Consider the following 18419-nt stretch of genomic DNA (forward strand, 5'->3'; position numbering starts at 1 on the left):
CCCGTGGCCCGGCCGGACGCCGCCGACCCGCCGCGCTCAGGCCGGCGGCAGCGCGCCGAGCTGCGCCTCCAGCCGCGCGATGGCGGCCTCCGCCTGCGCCAGCCGTTCGCGGTTCTTGGCGACGACCGCCTCGGGCGCCTTCGCCATGAACGCCTCGTTGCCGAGCTTGCGCCGCGCCTGGTCGGCCTCCTTGCGCGCCGCCGCGAGGTCCTTGTCGAGCCGCTTGCGCTCGGCCGCGACGTCGATCACCCCGGCGGTGTCCAGCCGGACCGTGACGCCCTCGACCGGCAGCGACGCGGTGGCGGCGAAGCCGTCGCCCGGCGCGGTCAGCCGCAGCAGGGCGCGGACGCCCTCCTCGTGCGCGGCGAGCGGCGACCCGCCCCACTCCAGCGCGGCGGCGACCCTCTGCCCCGGCTTGAGCCCCTGGTCGGCGCGGAACCGGCGGACCTCGGTGACGAGCCGCTGCAGCGACTCCACGAGCGTCTCGGCGCCGCGGTCGGCGCGGCCGGCGTCGGCGGACGGCCAGGCCGCGGTCACGATCGTGTCGGCCCCGGTCAGGGACGTCCACAGCTCCTCGGTGACGAACGGGATCACCGGGTGCAGCAGCCGCAGCAGGCTGTCGAGCACCTCGCCGAGGACGCGCCGCGTCGCGTCGGCGCGCTCGTCCGCGAGCTGGACCTTCGCCAGCTCCACGTACCAGTCGCACACCTCGTCCCACGCGAAGTGGTACAGCGTCTCGCAGGCCTTGGCGAAGTCGTAGGACTCCAGCTGCGCGTCCACCTCGGCGATGACCGCGTGCAGCCGCGACAGGATCCACCGGTCCACCGTCGTGAGCCCGGCCGGGACGTCCCCGCGCACGTGCGCGCCGTTGATCATCGCGAAGCGGGTCGCGTTCCACAGCTTGTTGCAGAAGTTCCGCGACCCCTGCGCCCACTCCTCCGCCACCGGGACGTCGCCGCCCGGGTTCGCGCCGCGCAGCAGCGTGAACCGCGTCGCGTCGGCGCCGTACCGGTCGATCCAGTCGAGCGGGTCGACGACGTTGCCGAACGACTTCGACATCTTCTTGCCGTGCTGGTCGCGGACCATCCCGTGCAGCGCGATGGTCGTGAACGGCTCGGCGCCGTCCATCGCGTACAGCCCGAACATCATCATCCGGGCCACCCAGAAGAACAGGATGTCGTACCCGGTGACCAGCACCGACGTCGGATAGAACCGCTCCAGCTCGGGCGTCTTGTCGGGCCAGCCGAGCGTCGAGAACGGCCACAGCGCCGAGGAGAACCAGGTGTCGAGGACGTCGCCGTCCTGCGTCCAGCCGGCGGGCGGCTCCTCGTCCGGGCCGGGGCAGACGGTCTCGCCGTCCGGGCCGTACCAGACCGGGATGCGGTGCCCCCACCACAGCTGCCGGCTGATGCACCAGTCGTGCATGTTGTCGACCCACTCGAAGTAGCGGGACGCCATCTCCGGCGGGTGGATCGCCACCCGGCCGTCGCGGACCGCGTCGCCCGCCGCCTTCGCCAGCGGCCCGACCTTCACGAACCACTGCAGCGACACGCGCGGCTCCACCACCGTGGAGCAGCGCTGGCAGTGCCCGACCGAGTGCTCGTACGGGCGGATCTCCTTGACGATCCGGCCCTGCTCGCGCAGCGCCGCGACGACCGCCGGGCGCGCCTCGAACCGGTCCAGGCCCTCGAACGGGCCGGACGCGGTGACCACGCCCCGCTCGTCCATCACCGACATCGACGGCAGCGAGTGCCGGCGGCCGATCTCGAAGTCGTTCGGGTCGTGCGCCGGGGTCACCTTGACGGCGCCGGTGCCGAACGCGGGGTCGACGTGCTCGTCCGCCACGACCGGGATGCGGCGGCCCGTCAGCGGCAGCTCGATCTCGCGGCCGACCATGTGCGCGTACCGCTCGTCGTCGGGGTGGACGGCCACGGCGGTGTCGCCGAGCATCGTCTCCGCCCGCGTCGTCGCCACGACGATCGCGTCGTCGCCCGACCCGTACCGGATCGAGACGAGCTCGCCGTCGACGTCCTCGTGCTCGACCTCGATGTCCGACAGCGCCGTCAGGCAGCGCGGGCACCAGTTGATGATGCGCTCGGCGCGGTAGATCAGGCCGTCGTCGAACAGCCGCTTGAAGATCGTCCGGACGGCGCGGGCCCGCCGCTCGTCCATCGTGAACGCCTCGCGCGTCCAGTCGACGGAGTCGCCGAGGCGGCGCATCTGGCCGAGGATCCGGCCGCCGGACTCGGCCTTCCACTTCCACACCCGGTCGACGAACGCCTCGCGGCCGAGGTCGTGCCGCGACAGGCCCTCCTTGGCCAGCTCCCGCTCCACGACGTTCTGCGTCGCGATGCCCGCGTGGTCCATGCCGGGGATCCACGCCGTCTCGTAGCCCTGCATCCGGCGCCGCCGGATCAGCGTGTCCTGGATCGAGTGGTCGAGGGCGTGCCCCATGTGCAGCGAACCGGTCACGTTCGGCGGCGGGATCACGATCGAGTACGCGGGCCGGGACGGGTCGCGGGCCGGGTCGGCGGTGAACAGCCCCGCCGATACCCACCGCTCGTAGAGCCGGCCCTCGACATCGGCCGGTCGGTACTGGGTGGGCAGGTCGACGTCCGCGGCGGCCCCGTGGCCGCGCTCACTGCTGGGCTGTGTCACGGCCAACGATTCTACGGGGACCGCGGCGGTCCCACGGCCCGCCCCGCCTCGCCCGCCGTCGCTGCGCAGCGGCCCGCGGCGGCCCGCGGCGGCCCGCGGCGGCCCGCGGCGGCCCCAGAGAGCGTTTTCCCGCCGCGGACGGGACACAGGTCACCTGACACCGGGTCGCCCCCACGGAAAGGGTGATGCCGACACGCCGCGACACCGGGGGCGAAAGGAGTGGGAAGGGATGCGAGCGGTACTGGGGCGCACCGCCGTGCTGGCGGGCGCGTTCGCCGCCGGGGCCGTCGCGGCGCACGCCGCGGCGATCCCCCACCTGCTGCGCCTCACCCGCGACCTGCAGCGCTCCCGCGAGCGGATCCTCGCCAGCCGCGAGGAGGAGCGCCGCCGGCTCCGCCACGACCTGCACGACGGGCTCGGCCCGACCCTCGCCAGCCTCGCCATGTCCCTGGACGCGGCGCGCATCACCCTCGCCGGCGAGCCCGAGCGGATGGACCCGCTGCTCGCCGACGTCCGGGACCGGCTCGCCACCGCCGTCGGCGAGATCCGCGACCTCGCGCACGGCCTCCGCCCGCCCGCGCTGGACGACCTCGGCCTCGTCGCCGCCATCGAGTCGTTCGCCGAGGGCTGCGCCGAACGGGTCGACGTCCGGTTCGACGGCGGGCCCGCCGAGCTGCCCGCGGCCGTCGAGGTCGCCGCGTACCGGATCGTCCAGGAGGCGCTGACGAACGTCCGGCTGCACGCGCCCGACAGCACCGCGATGGTGCTGCTGCGCCGCGACGCCGACCTGCACCTGATGGTCGCCGACACCGGCCCCGGGCTGCCGGACGGCGCCCGCAACGGCGAGCGCCCGCGGCCGCGCCGCGGCATGGCCGCGATGAAGGAGTGGGCGGCGGAGGTCGGCGGCGGCTGCACCGTCACGTCCCGGCCCGGCGGCGGGACCGTCGTGTCCGCGCGGCTGCCGCTGCCCGCCCCCGGCGTCGCCGGGTACCATCATGCTCCGCCCGGACGCCGGAACGGGCGCCCCTGAGCAGGTGAGCGGAGGCCGCCGATGACGGACGCGATCCGGGTCCTCATCACCGACGACCACCCGGTGTTCCGGCAGGGCCTGAAGGGCCTGCTGCAGGCGCTGGGCGTCGAGGTCGTCGGCGAGGCCGAATGCGGCCCGGACGCGGTCCGGATGGCCGCCGAACTGCAGCCCGACGTCGTCGTGATGGACCTGCACATGCCCGGCGGCAACGGCATCGAGGCGACCCGGACCATCACCCGCACCAGCCCCCGCATCGGCGTGCTCGTGCTGACGATGTTCCGCGACGACGACTCGGTGTTCAACGCGATGCGCGCCGGCGCCCGCGGCTACCTGCTGAAGGAGTCCGGCGCCGAGGAGATCGCGCGGGCGGTGAAGGCCGTCGCGGCCGGCGAGGCCATCTACGGGCCGGAGATCGCCCGCCGCGTCCTCGCCTACTTCACCGACATGCCCGACCCGCGGCAGGCCGCGTTCCCGCAGCTCACCGAGCGGGAACGGGAGGTCCTCGAGCTGATCGCGCAGGGCCGCAGCAACGCCGAGATCGCCGGCACGCTGTTCCTCAGCCAGAAGACCGTCCGCAACCACGTGTCGAACATCTTCATGAAGCTGCACGTCGCCGACCGCGCCCAGGCCATCGTCCTAGCCCGCGAAGCCGGTCTCGGCGAATCCCGCGGCTGACCCGCCGACCGCAACCGGCAGGGGGCGCGGGGGCGGAGCCCCCGCATCGGGGGTTCCAGGGGGCGCCCCCTGGGGGATATGTGATCGGGGCAGCGGTCCGCGCTTTCTGCGGACACACTGCCCCCATCACACCCCGATCAGGCGCTCTTCTCGCGCGGTTCGCGCTTGGGGCGGTCGCGCGGGACGAGGGTCGGGTTGACGTGCTCCAGGACCGCCTCGCGGGTGATGACCACGCGCGCGACGTCCTGCCGGCTCGGCACCTCGTACATCACCGACAGCAGGACCTCCTCCATGATCGCGCGGAGGCCGCGGGCGCCGGTGCCGCGCAGGATGGCCTGGTCGGCGATCGCCTCGAGGGCGTCGTCGGTGAACTCCAGGTCGACCCCGTCCAGCTCGAAGAGGCGGTGGTACTGGCGCACCAGCGCGTTCTTCGGCTCGGTCAGGATGTTGATCAGCGCTTCCCGGTCCAGGTTGTGCACCGAGGTGATCACCGGGAGCCGGCCGACGAACTCCGGGATCATGCCGAACTTCAGCAGATCCTCCGGCATGACGTCGCCGAGCACCGCCGAGGACTCCTCGAAGTCGGACTTGGAGCGGATCTGGGCGCCGAAGCCCATCCCCTGCTTGCCCACCCGGGACTCGACGATCTTCTCCAGGCCGGCGAACGCGCCGCCGCAGATGAACAGCACGTTCGTGGTGTCGATCTGGATGAACTCCTGGTGCGGGTGCTTGCGGCCGCCCTGCGGCGGGACGCTCGCGGTGGTGCCCTCCAGGATCTTCAGCAGCGCCTGCTGGACGCCCTCGCCCGAGACGTCCCTGGTGATCGACGGGTTCTCGCTCTTGCGGGCGATCTTGTCGACCTCGTCGATGTAGATGATCCCGGTCTCGGCCTTCTTGACGTCGTAGTCGGCCGCCTGGATCAGTTTGAGGAGGATGTTCTCGACATCCTCGCCGACATATCCGGCCTCCGTCAGCGCCGTGGCGTCCGCGATGGCGAACGGGACGTTGAGGAGTTTCGCGAGCGTCTGCGCGAGCAGCGTCTTGCCGGATCCGGTCGGGCCGAGCAGCAGGATGTTGGACTTGCCCAGTTCCACCTGGTCGTCCCGGCCCACGTCACCCGACTGGATCCGCTTGTAGTGGTTGTAGACGGCGACCGACAGCGCCTTCTTCGCCGTCTCCTGCCCGATCACGTAGGAGTCCAGGAACTCGTAGATCTCCCGCGGCTTGGGCAGGTTGTCCCACTTCAGGTCGGAGGTCTCGGAGAGCTCCTCCTCGATGATCTCGTTGCAGAGATCGATGCACTCGTCGCAGATGTACACGCCCGGACCCGCGATGAGCTTCTTGACCTGCTTCTGGCTCTTCCCGCAGAACGAGCACTTGAGCAGATCACCACCGTCGCCGATGCGTGCCACCCAACTGTCTCCTTTTCGTGGGGCCGCCCGTCTGAGAGGGTGCGGCGCGGCCGGCTGGCGTCCCGAGGGCTCTCGACGTTGGACTCGACGTTACCGCCTCCAACGGACTTGGTAAGCCCCTCGCCCGGAAGTATGACCACCGGGCTCGGGACTCCCCGCGTCCTACGTCCTCAGGACGACACTACCTCCGCCTTGCGCTTCCTGCTGGCGAAGACATCGTCGATGAGACCGTACTCCTTGGCCTCGTCGGCGGTGAGGATCTTGTCGCGCTCGATGTCGCGGCGGACCTCCTCGATGGGCTTGCCGCTGTGCTCGGCCAGGATCGTCTCGAGCAGCTCGCGGATCCGCATGATCTCGCGGGCCTGGATCTCGATGTCGCTGGACTGGCCGTAGGTGCCCTCGGTCGCGGGCTGGTGGATCAGGATCCGCGAGTTCGGCAGCGCGGCCCGCTTGCCGGGCGTGCCGGCGCCGAGCAGCACCGCGGCGGCCGAGGCGGCCTGGCCGATGCAGACCGTCTGGATGTCGGGCTTGACGAACTGCATCGTGTCGTAGATCGCCGTCATGGCGGTGAACGAGCCGCCGGGCGAGTTGATGTAGATGCTGATGTCGCGGTCCGGGTCGATCGACTCCAGCGTGATCAGCTGGGCCATCACGTCGTTGGCGGACGCGTCGTCGATCTGCACGCCGAGGAAGATGATCCGCTCCTCGAAGAGCTTGTTGTACGGGTTCATCTCCTTGACCCCGTACGTGGTGCGCTCGACGAAGGAGGGGATGATGTACCGGCTGTCGATCGGCGCCGGGGACCCGCCCGCCTGGACGCCGGGCCGGGCCAGATCGCTGAAGCCGGGTCGGATGAGGTCGCTCACTGTGTGCCTCCGATAGATGTTCAGGTCGTCAGGAGACGGGGCCCTCGGAGGGCACCTGGTTGGCGCTGAGGACGACGTGGTCGACGAACCCGTAGTCCTTGGCCTCGTCGGCGGTGAACCAGCGGTCCCGGTCGGAGTCGCGCTCGATCTGGTCGAGCGGCTGGCCGGTGTGCTGGGAGATCTTCTCGGCGAGCGTCTTCTTGACGTACAGCATCTGCTCGGCCTGGATCTTGATGTCGGAGGCGGTGCCGCCGATGCCGCCGGACGGCTGGTGCATCATGATCCGGGCGTGCGGCAGGGCGTAGCGCTTGCCGGTGGTGCCCGCGCACAGCAGGAACTGGCCCATCGAGGCGGCCAGCCCCATCCCGACCGTCACGATGTCGTTCGGGACGTACTGCATGATGTCGTAGATCGCCATGCCGGCGGTGACGGAGCCACCTGGCGAGTTGATGTAGAGCGTGATGTCGCGGCGGCCGTCCTCGGCCGACAGCAGCAGGAGCTCGGCGCAGATGCGGTTGGCGATGTCGTCGTCGACCTGCTGGCCGAGGAAGACGATGCGCTCGCGCAGCAGCCGCTGGAACAGCTGGTCGCCCAGGGGCAGCAGGGGCGCCTCGGCCACCCGCGCCTGGATCCGCGACGACTCGTCGAAAGTCGGAGGCATGCTCACCGGGTGTTCCTCCGGTCCTTTTAATCGGTTCGGATGATTGGACAGTAACGCGCTCACGACCCCGTTTAAGCCCGGGGGGCCGCCTTTTCGCCAGGGGCGTACCCACGCCTCGGCGAGGTATGGACGATCTCCGCGAACGCGACACGCCCCGCACCCGGAGCGCGGGTGCGGGGCGTGTCGGGAACGCTCAGAACGTCCAGAACGCGACGGGCCTACTTCGCGTCGTCGTCCTTGGCCTCGGCGGCGGGGGCCTCCTCAGCGGCGGCCTCAGCCGTCTCCGCGGGGGTCTCCTCGGCGGACTCCCCGGCCTCGGCCGTCTCGGCGCCGGCGGCCTCGGCGGCCTCCGCGTCGTCAGCGGCCTCGGCGTCGGCGGTCTCGCCGTTCAGCTCGCGCTGCACGGCCTCCACGTCGATCACGTTGCCGGACTCGTCCTTGATCGTGACGTGCTCGACCACGAGGTTCAGCGCCTTGCTGCGCAGCACCTCCGACACGATCGCCGGGAGCTGGTTGTTCTGGGTGAGGTACTCGGCGAGCTGCTGCGGCGCCACGCCCATCTGCATGGCCTGCGTGACGACGTACTCGCTGAGCTCCTCGTTCTCGACGTTCAGCTCCTCCTGGACGGCGAGCTGGTCGAGGACGAAGCCGCCCTTGACGGCGAGCCGGGCCGCGTCGGCGACCTCGGTGTCGAACTCCTCCTCGGACTTCTCCTCGTCCTTGAGGTAGTCCTCCTTGGACATGCCCGCCATCTGGAGCTGCTGCTCCAGCTGCTGGTTGCGGCGGCTGATCTCTTCCTCCACCACCTTCTCCGGCAGCGGGATGTCGATCTTCTCCAGCAGCGCCTCGAGGGCCTTGTCGCGGGCCTCGGACAGCTGCTGCAGCTTCACCTGCCGCCCCAGCCGGGTGCGGACGTCCTCGCGCAGCTCGTCGATGGTGTCGAACTCGCTGGCGAGCTGGGCGAACTCGTCGTCCAGGTCGGGCAGGTTCTTCACCTTGACGCTCTGCACCGTGACGGTGATCTCGGCCTCCTCGCCGGCGTGCTCGCCGCCGACCAGGGTGCCGGTGAAGGTCTTGTCCTCGCCGGCGGACAGGCCGACCAGGGCCTCGTCCAGGCCCTCGATGGCCGACTTGCTGCCGACCTCGTAGGAGTAGCCGGTGGTGGAGGCGTCCTCCACCTCCTCGCCGTCGACCTTGGCGACCAGGTCGACGGTGGCGAAGTCGCCCTCCTCGACGGCCCGCTCGGCGGTGGTCAGCGACGCGAACCGCTCGCGCAGGTTGCCGACCGTCTCGTCGACCTGCTCGTCGGTCACCTCGGCGTCGTCGACGACGACCTCGATGCCGTCGTAGTCCGGCACCTCGAACTTCGGCCGGATGTCGACCTCGGCGGTGAAGGCGAACTGGGAGCCGTCGTCCAGCTCCGTCACCTCGACCTCCGGCTGGCCGAGAACGAAGATCTCGGTCTCCTCGACGGCGCGGCCGTACAGCTCGGGAAGCGCGTCGTTGACCGCCTCCTGCAGGACCGCACCCCGGCCGACGTACTTGTCGATCAGCGGGGCGGGGACCTTGCCGGGCCGGAAGCCCTTGATCCGCACCTGCTGCGAGATCTCCTTGTACGCCTTGTCGAGGTTCGGCTTGAGCTCGTCGAACGGAACCTCGACGGTGAGCTTGACCCGGGTGGGGGTCAGCTCCTCGACATCGGTCTTCACTGGGGTAGGTCTCCTTGATCGGGCGCTGTCTCGGCCGCGGCGTTCGACGCGTGCTCTTTCCTGCCTGCGAGCGCCCGGCCTCGACGCAGGCGGCCTCACTGCCGCTGCCCGTCTGCGTCTTCTCAGCCGGTCGGTCTTCGCGGGCGCGGGCATGCCGAGATGCGGCTCCGCGCCCTCGCGCGCCAAGTCTATGGGGTAGCGGCGGCGTCTGCGGACATCGCGGTGGGCTCGGACCGGCGAATCGCTGTCAACAATCCCGTACAGGCAGTGACATTTGGCACCCGGACCCCCCATACTCGTCCGGGATGAACGGGATAGCCGCAGCCTTCAGCGCGACCGGTCTGTACTACCTGGGGTTCGCCGTCTTCAAGCTGGCGGCGGACCGGATGGCCCCTGTCCGGGGCAACCGCATCCTGCACATGATCTGGACGATCGTGAGCAACTGGATCTTCCTCATCGCCCTCGCCGTCGTGCTCGGCGGCCTCAGCCTGCAGATCGTGGCGCTCGGGAAGCTCCCGCTGTCCACCGCGGTGCCGATCTTCATGTCCGGGGTCGTGCCGCTGCTGCTCATCGCGATGGTCTTCTTCGGCGAGCGGCTCACCGCCCGCGAGTGGCTCAGCCTGCTGCTGATCGCCGCCGCGATCCTGCTGCTCACCGCGTCCATCAGCGGCCACGAGCCGATCCGGTCGGCCGACGTGCCGCTGTGGAAGATCGCCGTGGTGGTGGCGCCGGCGGTGCTGGTGCCGGTGCTGATCCTCGTCCTGGGCGACTACCGGCCGGACGGCCGGCACGCCCGCCCCGTCACGGGCATCGCCTACGGGCTGAGCTCGGGGTTCCCGGTCGGCACCGCCGAGCTGGCGATCAAGGGGTGGAGCGACGACGCGCACGCCACCAGCCTGCGGATCGCCGCGACGCCCTGGCCGTACCTGACGGTGTTCGCGGCGGCGATCGGCTTCGGGATCATGGTGATGGCGTTCCAGCGCTGCCGGGTGTCGATCGTGTCGACCGTGATGACGGTGAGCGCCAAGTCGTACCTGCTCACCATGGGCACCTTCATGTACGCGGAGGCGTGGCCGAAGGACATGGGGCACTCGGCGATGCGGTTCGGCGCGCTGCTGCTCGGCGCCGTCGCGGTCCTGCAGTTCCCCCGGCACCGGCCGGTCGAGGAGGACGCGCGCCCGCGCGAGGACGTCTCCGCCGCGCAGGACCCGTTCGGCGGTCCCGCGGTGGGCGGGCCGGTGCTCGGCGGGCCGCAGCTCGGGCAGCAGCAGCCTCCGCCCCGGGTGCCGCCGCAGCGCAGCCCCTACGCCCAGGACCCGCTGGGCACGGGCCCGTACAACCTGCCGAACCCGCCGCCGCAGGGCGGCGGCGCGCCGCGCCGGCCCGCGCCGGATCCGCGCCGCTCCCCCGCGCCGGAGCGCCACACCGAGACCGGCTCGGACGGCCGCTGGCGCGGCACCGGCCGCTGACCGAATCGGGCCACATCACCCCCGGACGGCATTGAGCCACGCCGGGCCGCGCCGAAGCGGGCTGGGCTTTGCCAAGCCGCACCGGGCTGCGCCACGCCACGCTGGGCTGCGCTGAGGCGTGCCTAATCCGCGGCCGGGCTGCGGTGAGGGGTGCCGGGCTTGGGGATGGCGGTTAAGTGCGGCGGGCCGCCGTCACCGTTTTGGCTGGTGATGGCGGCCCGTCGCGCGTGAACGGCCGTGGGGACGGCTCAGCGGGGCTTGCGGTCGCCGCCGGGGAGGCCCTTGTCGAGGCCGGCGCGGCGGAGCGCGTCCGCCATGGCGCCACCGCCGGAGAAGCCGCCCTGCCCGGACCGGCCGCGTCCGCCGCCCTGCCCTTGGCCCTGGCCCTGCCGCTGCCCCTGGTTGCGGCCGCCGCCCTGGCCGCGTCCGCCCTGGTTGCGGCCGCCGCCCTGGCCGCCTCGGCCGCCGCCGCGTCCGCCCTGGCCGGGCTGCGCGGCCTGGCCGCCGCCGCGGGAGGGCCGGCGCTGGTCGCGGTCGCGGGGCTCGCCGCCGCGGCCGGCCCGCTGGTCGCGGCCCGGCTCGTCGTCCAGCCGCAGGGTCAGCGAGATCCGCTTGCGCTGCAGGTCGACGTCGAGGACCTTCACGCGGACGATGTCGCCGGGCTTGACGACCTCGCGCGGGTCCTCGACGTACTTGTCCGACATCGCGGAGATGTGGACGAGCCCGTCCTGGTGGACGCCGACGTCCACGAAGGCGCCGAACGCGGCGACGTTGGTGACGACGCCCTCCAGCAGCATCCCCGCCTCGAGGTCGGAGATCTTGTCGACGCCCTCCTTGAACGTCGCCGTCTTGAACGCCGGACGCGGGTCGCGGCCCGGCTTCTCCAGCTCGGCGAGGATGTCGGTGACCGTCGGCAGCCCGAAGGTGTCGTCGACGAACGCGGCGGGCTTCAGCGACCGCAGCACGGCGGTGTTGCCGATGAGGCCCTTGATGTCGCTGCCGGCGGCGTCCAGGATGCGGCGGACGACCGGGTACGACTCGGGGTGCACGCTGGAGGCGTCGAGGGGGTCGTCGCCGCCGGGGATGCGCAGGAAGCCCGCGCACTGCTCGAACGCCTTCGGGCCGAGCCGCGGGACGTCCTTGAGCCCGGAGCGGCTGCGGAACGGCCCGTTGGCGTCGCGGTGGGCGACGATGTTGTCCGCGAGGCCCTCGCCGATGCCGGACACGCGGGTGAGCAGCGGCGCGGACGCGGTGTTGACGTCGACGCCGACGGCGTTCACGCAGTCCTCGACGACGGCGTCGAGGGAGCGCGACAGCTTCACCTCGGACACGTCGTGCTGGTACTGGCCGACGCCGATGGACTTCGGGTCGATCTTGACGAGCTCGGCGAGCGGGTCCTGCAGGCGGCGGGCGATGGAGACGGCGCCGCGCAGGGAGACGTCCATGCCGGGCAGCTCGCGGCCCGCGTACTCCGACGCCGAGTACACCGACGCGCCCGCCTCCGACACCATGATCTTGGTGAGCTTGAGGTCGGGGTACCGGGCGATCAGGTCGGCGGCGAGCTTGTCGGTCTCGCGGGACGCCGTGCCGTTGCCGATGGAGACCAGGTCGACCTGGTGCTCGCGGGCGAGCTTCGCCAGGGTCTCGATCGACTCGTCCCACTTCCGCCGCGGCTCGTGCGGGTAGATCGTGTCGGTCGCGACGACCTTGCCGGTGGCGTCGACGACGGCGACCTTCACGCCGGTGCGCAGGCCCGGGTCCAGGCCCATGGTGGCGCGGGTGCCGGCGGGCGCGGCGAGCAGCAGGTCGCGCAGGTTCGCGGCGAACACCCGGACGGCCTCGTCCTCGGCCTCCTGCCGCAGCCGGGTGCGCAGGTCGATGCCGAGGTGCACGAGGATGCGGGTGCGCCACGCCCAGCGGACGGCGTCGGCCAGCCACTTGTCGGCCGGGCGGCCCTGGTCGGCGATGCCGAAGCGGCGCGCGATCTCCGCCTCGTAGGAGCTGCGGGCGGCCGGGTCGTCGGGCTCGTCCTCCGGCACCAGGTCGAGGTCGAGGACCTCCTCCTTCTCGCCGCGGAACAGCGCGAGGACGCGGTGCGAGGGCAGCTTGGCGAACGGCTCGGCGAACTCGAAGTAGTCGGCGAACTTCGCGCCCGCCTCCTGCTTGCCGTCGCGGACCCGGGACACCATGCGGCCCTGGTTCCACATCCGCTCGCGCAGCGCGCCGATGAGGTCGGCGTCCTCGGCGAACCGCTCGACGAGGATGGCGCGCGCGCCCTCCAGCGCGGCGGCCGCGTCGGCGACGCCCTTCTCGGCGTCGACGTAGGCGGCGGCCTCGGCCTGCGGGTCGCGGGACGGGTCGTCCAGCAGCAGCTCGGCGAGCGGTTCGAGGCCGGCCTCGCGGGCGATCTGCGCCTTGGTGCGCCGCTTCGGCTTGTACGGGAGGTAGATGTCCTCCAGCCGGGCCTTGGAGTCGGCCGCCATGATCTGGGCGCGCAGCTCGCCGGTGAGCCTGCCCTGCGAATCGATCGACTCCAGGATCGCGGCGCGGCGCTCGTCCAGCTCGCGCAGGTAGCGCAGCCGCTCCTCCAGCGCGCGCAGCTGCGCGTCGTCGAGGGCGCCGGTCGCCTCCTTGCGGTAGCGGGCGATGAACGGGACGGTCGCCCCGCCGTCGAGCAGGTCCACGGCGACCCGCACCTGGCCCTCGCGGACGCCGATCTCCTCGGCGATGCGCTCGGTGATGGGCCGGATCGAGGGCTCGTCGCCCTCCCGGCCGGCGGACGTCTGGCTGATGGTCGCTGTCACAGCTTGGATTCGCTTTCTCCCCTGGGTGTCGCCTGTGCATTGTCCAGGGATCGGGGCCGCTTGTCTTGTCACCGCTCGAATGACGGTGGGTCCAGCACCACCTCTCCGGCCGGGGAAGAGTGGGTCTAGCACCACCGAGCCCTGGGCTGCGCTCGACCACAATGGTGGAGATCCACCGCTATGGCGATTCCTTGGAGGACACGGTGAGCGAGCTACTGCGCGCGTACGGGCGCCGCGCCCTGACCTGCCTGCTCCCGTCTCTTTTCCGTGCCGTCCTCCAGATCGTGGTGGCGTTCGCGGTGAACCTGCCGCTGTTCATCCTGGCGGTGCTGTCGGTCGCGTTCATCCCGCTGGGCGTCGGCGTCGTCCTGACGCCGGTGGTGTTCCAGGCGATCCGGGCGGTCGCCGACCAGCAGCGGGCGTGGGCGGCCGAGTGGTCCGGGGTGACGATCCCCGTCCCGTACCGGCCGGAGCCGCCGGGCGCGGCCGGGCCGTTGCGGCGGCTGGGGTGGCTGCTGGCCGATCCCGCGTCCTGGCGCGACCTGCTGTGGACGATCCTGAACGTGCCGGTCGCGCTCGTGCTCGGGGTGCTCGCGGGCGGGCTGGCGGTGTACGGGCTGGAGGGCGTGCTCCTCGCGCCGTGGCTGGCGCTGATCAGCGACTACGGGTGGGGGCCGTTCTGGCCGGTGGAGGACTGGGGCGCGGTCGGGATCGCGGGGTCGGTCGTGCTGGGCGCGGCGCTGGTCGTGGTGGCCGGCCCGGTGGGGCCGTTCTTCCTGAAGGCGCACGCGCTGTTCGGCCAGTCGCTGCTGGCGCCGACGCGCGCCGCGCTGGCCGCGCGGGTGGAGCAGCTCGCGGAGTCGCGGTCGGAGACGGTGGACGCGTCCGCGGCGGAGCTGCGGCGCATCGAGCGGGACCTGCACGACGGCGCGCAGGCGCGGCTGGTGGCGCTGAGCATGAACATCGGGCTGGCCGAGGAGATGATGAAGCACGATCCGGAGATGGCGGCGAAGCTGCTCGCCGAGGCCCGCGAGTCGAGCGGGACGGCGCTGACGGAGCTGCGCGACCTGGTCCGGGGCATCCATCCGCCGGTGCTGGCCGAACGCGGCCTCGACGGCGCGGTGCGCGCGCTCGCGCTGACCCTGCCGCTGCCCGTGGACGTGCACATCGACCTGCCCGGACGTGCCGATGCGCCGGTGGAGTCGGCGGCGTACTTCGCGGTGGCGGAGATGCTGGCGAACATGGTGAAGCACTCCGGGGCGCGGCGGGCGTGGCTCCAGATCGAGCACTCCGGCGGCCGGCTGATTATGATCATCGGGGACGACGGGACGGGCGGCGCGGACCCCGCGGCGGGGAGCGGCATGCGCGGCATCGAGCGCAGGCTCGCGGCCTTCGATGGCACGATGGCCGTGACGAGCCCGCCCGGCGGGCCGACCGTCGTGACCATGGAGCTGCCGTGCGCGTTGTCATCGCCGAGGACCTCGCCCTCCTCAGGGACGGCCTGATCAGGCTGCTCGGGGCGTTCGGCTTCGAGGTCGTGGAGGCGGTGGACAACGGGCCGTCGCTGCTGCGGGCGCTGACGGCGCACCGCCCGGACGTCGCGGTGGTGGACGTCCGGCTGCCGCCGACGTTCACCGACGAGGGGCTGCGGGCGGCGCTGGAGGCGCGCAAGCAGGTGCCGGGGCTGCCGGTGCTGGTGCTGTCGCAGCACGTGGAGCAGCTGTACGCGCGGGAGCTGCTGTCGGACAGCTCGGGCGGTATCGGCTACCTGCTGAAGGACCGGGTGTCGGACGTCAAGCAGTTCGTGGAGGCGGTGCGGCGGGTCGCGGACGGCGGCACGGCGCTGGACCCGGACGTGGTGGCGCAGCTGCTGACCCGGCACGCCCGCGAGGAGCCGCTGCAGCAGCTGACCCCCCGCGAGCGCGAGGTGCTCGGGCTGATGGCCGAGGGCCGCTCGAACGCGGCGATCGCCGCGAAGCTGTTCGTGACGGAAAAGGCGATCAGCAAGCACACGAACAACATCTTCGGCAAGCTCGGCCTGCCGCCGTCGGAGGACGACAACCGCCGCGTGCTCGCGGTCCTGGCCTATCTCGGCGGCTGAGCGCCCCTCATCGGGCCCAGGGCGGGACGATCCGCTCGTCGCCCTGGGGCGCCAGCTCGCACTTGTCCGGGTCGACCACGGCGTCGGGGTCGTAGGCGAGGCAGCCGGCGTGGGCGGCGACGACGGCGGTGAAGCCTCCGGCGGACGCGGTCACCTGGCGGGGCAGGTCGGCGGGCAGGACGACGGTGTCGCCGGGGCCGACCTCCAGCTTGCGGCCGTCGAGGTCGACGGTGGCGGCGCCGTCGAGGAACGTCCACACCTGCTCGGTGTCGAAGGCGTGCAGGGGGCCGGTCCTGCCGGGCGTGGCGTCGACGCGCCAGACGGCGATGCCCTCGGTGCCGCCCTGGGTGGGCGTCGCGAAGGTGGTCATCACGCCGTTCGGCGTCTCGGTGCGGCGGTTGCCGGCGTTGCGGAGCAGTGCCATGGTCCCTCATCCCGTAGATTGGTCAATGTGGTTGTCCATATAGTCAACGAGGTTGTCTTTCATGTCAAGCGCTCCCCCGGACCCGCCCGGCTTCGAGCTGCCGCTCCGGCTGTTCCTCGCGTTCCGCGTGATCATCGATGAGCTGCACGCCGAGCTGGCCCGCGAGGGCCATCCCGAGATGCGGCCGATGCACGGCTTCGTCTTCCAGGCGATCGGGCCGGGCACCACGGCCGTCGAGCTGGGCCGCCGGATCGGGGTGTCCAAGCAGGCCGCGGGCAAGATGGTCGAGACGCTCGAGCGGGCCGGCTACGTCGAGCGCACCGCCGATCCGGCCGACGCGCGGCGCAAGATCGTGCGGCTGACCCCGTACGGCGTCGACGCGCTGGCCAGGTCCGCGCAGATCTTCGACCGGATCCGCGACGACTGGGTGCGGCGGCTCGGCGCCGGCCAGGTACGGGCCCTGGAGGGCACCCTCCGCGCGATGACGCCGGACGACCTGTGGCGCCTGGACATGCCGGGCTGGTTCGGGACGACCTGAACCCGCGTTCCGGTCTTTCTCTGCGAGCTTCCCCCGTACGTCCCCAGGCAGGCGCCCAGACCACCGCCGCCCGGGTCCGGCGGCCGTTCGCGAGGGCTTGAACGGCCGTGTTCGCGCGGTTACCATCACCCCAATTTCTTAGGAAACTTTCCTAAGAGAAGAGCGGGGATTCCTGTTGGTTCGGGGGCACGGACGAACGGAGAATCATGTCCAGACCGGGCGGAGGGCGGGCCGTCGCGCTCGCCACCGCGGCCACCCTCGCACTCGCGACGTCCCTGCTCACGGCGCCACCGGCGCCCGCGGCCGGGACGGTGACGGCCACCTGTGCCAAGACCTCGGACTGGGGCACCGGCTTCGAGGGCAACTGCACGATCAGCAACGGGACGGGCGCCGCCATCAGCGCCTGGAAGGTCGAGGCGGACCTGCCGTCCGGCACGTCCATCACCTCGGTGTGGAACGCGACGAAGACCGTCTCCGGCAATCACTACACGTTCGCCAACGCGAGCTGGAACGGGACGGTCGCGGCCGGCGCGACCACCAGTTTCGGCTTCGACGGCACCGGCTCCGGCTGGCTCACCGGCTGCACGGTCAACGGCGCCGCCTGCGACGGCTCGGGCACCCCGCAGCAGGACACCCAGGCTCCCACCGCTCCCGCGAACCTGCACTCGACGTCCAAGACCGCCACGAGCGTCTCGCTGGCGTGGAACGCGTCGACCGACAACGTCGGCGTCACCGGCTACGACGTGTACAACGGCGCGACGAAGGCCGCCACGGTCACCGGCACGAGCGCGACCGTCTCCGGCCTGTCCGCCAAGACCGCCTACACCTTCACCGTCAAGGCGCACGACGCCGCCGGCAACGTCTCCGCCGCGTCCGGCGCCGTGTCGGTCACCACCGACGACGACGGCGGCGGCAACCCCGGCGGCGGGAGCAAGGTCGTCGGCTACTTCACCGACTGGGGCGTCTACCAGCGCGCCTACTACGTCAAGAACATCGACACCAGCGGGTCCGCCGCCAAGCTCACCCACCTCAACTACGCGTTCGGCAACGTCACCAACGGCCAGTGCGCCATCGGCGACGCCTACGCCGACTACCAGCAGACCTACACCGCCGCGAACAGCGTCGACGGCGTCGCCGACACCTGGGACCAGCCCGTCGCGGGCAGCTTCAACCAGCTCCGGAAGCTGAAGAAGAAGTACCCGAACCTGAAGATCCTCTGGTCGTTCGGCGGCTGGACCTGGTCCGGCGGGTTCGGGCAGGCCGCCGCGAACCCCGCCGCGTTCGCCGACTCCTGCTACAACCTGGTCAAGGACCCGCGCTGGGCGGACGTGTTCGACGGCATCGACATCGACTGGGAGTACCCGAACGCCTGCGGGCTCTCCTGCGACACCAGCGGCCCGGACGCGTTCAAGAAGCTGATGGCCGCGCTGCGCGCGAAGTTCGGATCGAGCAACCTGGTGACCGCCGCGATCACCGCCGACGCCAGCGACGGCGGCAAGATGGACGTCACCGACTACGCGGGCGCCGCCCAGTACGTCGACTGGTTCAACCCGATGACCTACGACTACTTCGGCGCCTGGGACGCGCAGGGCCCGACGGCGCCGCACTCGCCGCTGACGTCCTACCCCGGCATCCCGCACGCGGGCTTCAACACCTCCGACACCATTGCCAAGCTGAAGGCCAAGGGCGTGCCGGCGGGCAAGCTGCTGATCGGCATCGGCTTCTACGGCCGGGGCTGGACGGGCGTCACCCAGTCCGAACCGGGCGGCACCGCGACCGGTGCCGCGCCCGGCACCTACGAGGCGGGCATCGAGGACTACAAGGTCCTCAAGGGCAAGTGCCCCGCGACCGGCACCGTCGGCGGCACCGCCTACGCCAAGTGCGGCAGCGAATGGTGGAGCTACGACACCCCGTCCACCATCGGCGGGAAGATGGCCTACGCCAAGGGCCAGGGCCTCGGCGGCGCCTTCTTCTGGGAGCTGAGCGGCGACACCACGGGCGGCGAGCTGATCACCGCCATCAAGAACGGCCTCGGCTGACGCGGCTCCCCGGGGCGCGCCCTCCCAGCGTCC

At 71.8% G+C, this 18419-nt stretch carries 14 protein-coding genes; 7 read left to right on the forward strand and 7 right to left on the reverse strand.

The annotated features are described in order from the left end of the window. Positions 1–36 precede the first annotated feature (36 nt). Positions 37–2658 (reverse strand): valine--tRNA ligase, encoded by a 2622-nt coding sequence (locus AB0C78_RS21660; protein WP_360750561.1) that lies wholly within the window; start codon positions 2656–2658, stop codon positions 37–39. 229 nt (positions 2659–2887) lie between these two features. Here AB0C78_RS21660 and AB0C78_RS21665 point away from each other — a divergent pair, with 229 nt between their 5' ends. Both AB0C78_RS21665 and AB0C78_RS21670 read left to right on the forward strand, forming a co-directional pair. After that, positions 2888–3688 carry a sensor histidine kinase gene (locus AB0C78_RS21665; protein WP_360750563.1) on the forward strand — a complete coding sequence of 267 codons (801 nt, stop codon included), beginning with the start codon at positions 2888–2890 and terminating at the stop codon, positions 3686–3688. 21 nt (positions 3689–3709) lie between these two features. Next, positions 3710–4363 carry a response regulator transcription factor gene (locus AB0C78_RS21670; RefSeq protein WP_360750565.1) on the forward strand — a complete coding sequence of 218 codons (654 nt, stop codon included), beginning with the start codon at positions 3710–3712 and terminating at the stop codon, positions 4361–4363. Positions 4364–4500: 137 nt separating this feature from the next. Here AB0C78_RS21670 and clpX read toward each other — a convergent pair whose 3' ends face one another. The 4 genes from clpX to tig all read right to left on the reverse strand — a co-directional run bounded on the left by clpX (position 4501) and on the right by tig (position 9011). Next, positions 4501–5775: an ATP-dependent Clp protease ATP-binding subunit ClpX gene (gene clpX / locus AB0C78_RS21675; RefSeq protein ID WP_151545781.1), complete on the reverse strand. Its 1275-nt coding sequence runs from the start codon at positions 5773–5775 to the stop codon at positions 4501–4503. Between the two features lie 170 nt (positions 5776–5945). Further along, on the reverse strand, positions 5946–6608 hold the full coding sequence (locus tag AB0C78_RS21680; protein WP_360750694.1) for an ATP-dependent Clp protease proteolytic subunit: 663 nt from the start codon (positions 6606–6608) through the stop codon (positions 5946–5948). Positions 6609–6669: 61 nt separating this feature from the next. Next, a complete protein-coding gene (locus tag AB0C78_RS21685) occupies positions 6670–7302 on the reverse strand; it encodes an ATP-dependent Clp protease proteolytic subunit (RefSeq protein ID WP_151545787.1) in 633 nt (210 codons plus the stop codon). Positions 7303–7520: 218 nt separating this feature from the next. Then, a complete protein-coding gene (tig, locus tag AB0C78_RS21690) occupies positions 7521–9011 on the reverse strand; it encodes a trigger factor (RefSeq protein ID WP_360750568.1) in 1491 nt (496 codons plus the stop codon). A gap of 305 nt (positions 9012–9316) precedes the next feature. On the opposite strand from tig, the gene AB0C78_RS21695 reads away from it, so the two are divergent. Continuing rightward, a complete protein-coding gene (locus AB0C78_RS21695; RefSeq protein ID WP_360750570.1) occupies positions 9317–10480 on the forward strand; it encodes a hypothetical protein in 1164 nt (387 codons plus the stop codon). A gap of 248 nt (positions 10481–10728) precedes the next feature. On the opposite strand, the gene AB0C78_RS21700 is transcribed toward AB0C78_RS21695, so the two are convergent. Continuing rightward, entirely contained in the window at positions 10729–13230 is a 2502-nt protein-coding gene (locus AB0C78_RS21700) for a Tex family protein (protein WP_360750696.1), read from the reverse strand. A 257-nt stretch (positions 13231–13487) separates the two neighbouring features. On the opposite strand from AB0C78_RS21700, the gene AB0C78_RS21705 reads away from it, so the two are divergent. Together AB0C78_RS21705 and AB0C78_RS21710 are read left to right on the forward strand one after the other, a co-directional pair. Then, positions 13488–14789, forward strand: coding sequence for a sensor domain-containing protein (locus AB0C78_RS21705; protein WP_360750572.1), 1302 nt, complete (start codon positions 13488–13490; stop codon positions 14787–14789). Continuing rightward, entirely contained in the window at positions 14741–15385 is a 645-nt protein-coding gene (locus AB0C78_RS21710) for a response regulator transcription factor (protein ID WP_151546181.1), read from the forward strand. Before AB0C78_RS21705 ends, AB0C78_RS21710 begins: the two co-directional genes overlap by 49 nt. 7 nt (positions 15386–15392) lie before the next feature. Here the strand turns inward: AB0C78_RS21710 and AB0C78_RS21715 are convergent, their stop codons facing one another. Beyond that, on the reverse strand, positions 15393–15809 hold the full coding sequence (locus AB0C78_RS21715; RefSeq protein ID WP_360750574.1) for a cupin domain-containing protein: 417 nt from the start codon (positions 15807–15809) through the stop codon (positions 15393–15395). A 61-nt stretch (positions 15810–15870) separates the two neighbouring features. Here AB0C78_RS21715 and AB0C78_RS21720 point away from each other — a divergent pair, with 61 nt between their 5' ends. Continuing rightward, positions 15871–16347 carry a MarR family winged helix-turn-helix transcriptional regulator gene (locus tag AB0C78_RS21720; RefSeq protein WP_360750576.1) on the forward strand — a complete coding sequence of 159 codons (477 nt, stop codon included), beginning with the start codon at positions 15871–15873 and terminating at the stop codon, positions 16345–16347. Positions 16348–16553: 206 nt separating this feature from the next. Then, positions 16554–18386: a glycoside hydrolase family 18 chitinase gene (locus tag AB0C78_RS21725; RefSeq protein WP_360750578.1), complete on the forward strand. Its 1833-nt coding sequence runs from the start codon at positions 16554–16556 to the stop codon at positions 18384–18386. Positions 18387–18419 lie beyond the last annotated feature (33 nt).

It is taken from the genome of Actinomadura sp. NPDC048394, from assembly GCF_040651755.1.
Classification (GTDB): domain Bacteria; phylum Actinomycetota; class Actinomycetes; order Streptosporangiales; family Streptosporangiaceae; genus Spirillospora; species Spirillospora montaniterrae.

Excerpts from the sequence above, each read along its gene's own strand:
- AB0C78_RS21665 (WP_360750563.1), top strand. The coding sequence starts at position 2,888 with ATGCGAGCGGTACTGGGGCGCACCGCCGTGCTGGCGGGCGCGTTCGCC.
- AB0C78_RS21695 (WP_360750570.1), top strand. The coding sequence starts at position 9,317 with ATGAACGGGATAGCCGCAGCCTTCAGCGCGACCGGTCTGTACTACCTG.
- AB0C78_RS21720 (WP_360750576.1), top strand. The coding sequence starts at position 15,871 with ATGTCAAGCGCTCCCCCGGACCCGCCCGGCTTCGAGCTGCCGCTCCGG.
- AB0C78_RS21670 (WP_360750565.1), top strand. The coding sequence starts at position 3,710 with ATGACGGACGCGATCCGGGTCCTCATCACCGACGACCACCCGGTGTTC.
- AB0C78_RS21715 (WP_360750574.1), bottom strand. The coding sequence starts at position 15,809 with ATGGCACTGCTCCGCAACGCCGGCAACCGCCGCACCGAGACGCCGAAC.
- AB0C78_RS21685 (WP_151545787.1), bottom strand. The coding sequence starts at position 7,302 with ATGCCTCCGACTTTCGACGAGTCGTCGCGGATCCAGGCGCGGGTGGCC.
- AB0C78_RS21725 (WP_360750578.1), top strand. The coding sequence starts at position 16,554 with ATGTCCAGACCGGGCGGAGGGCGGGCCGTCGCGCTCGCCACCGCGGCC.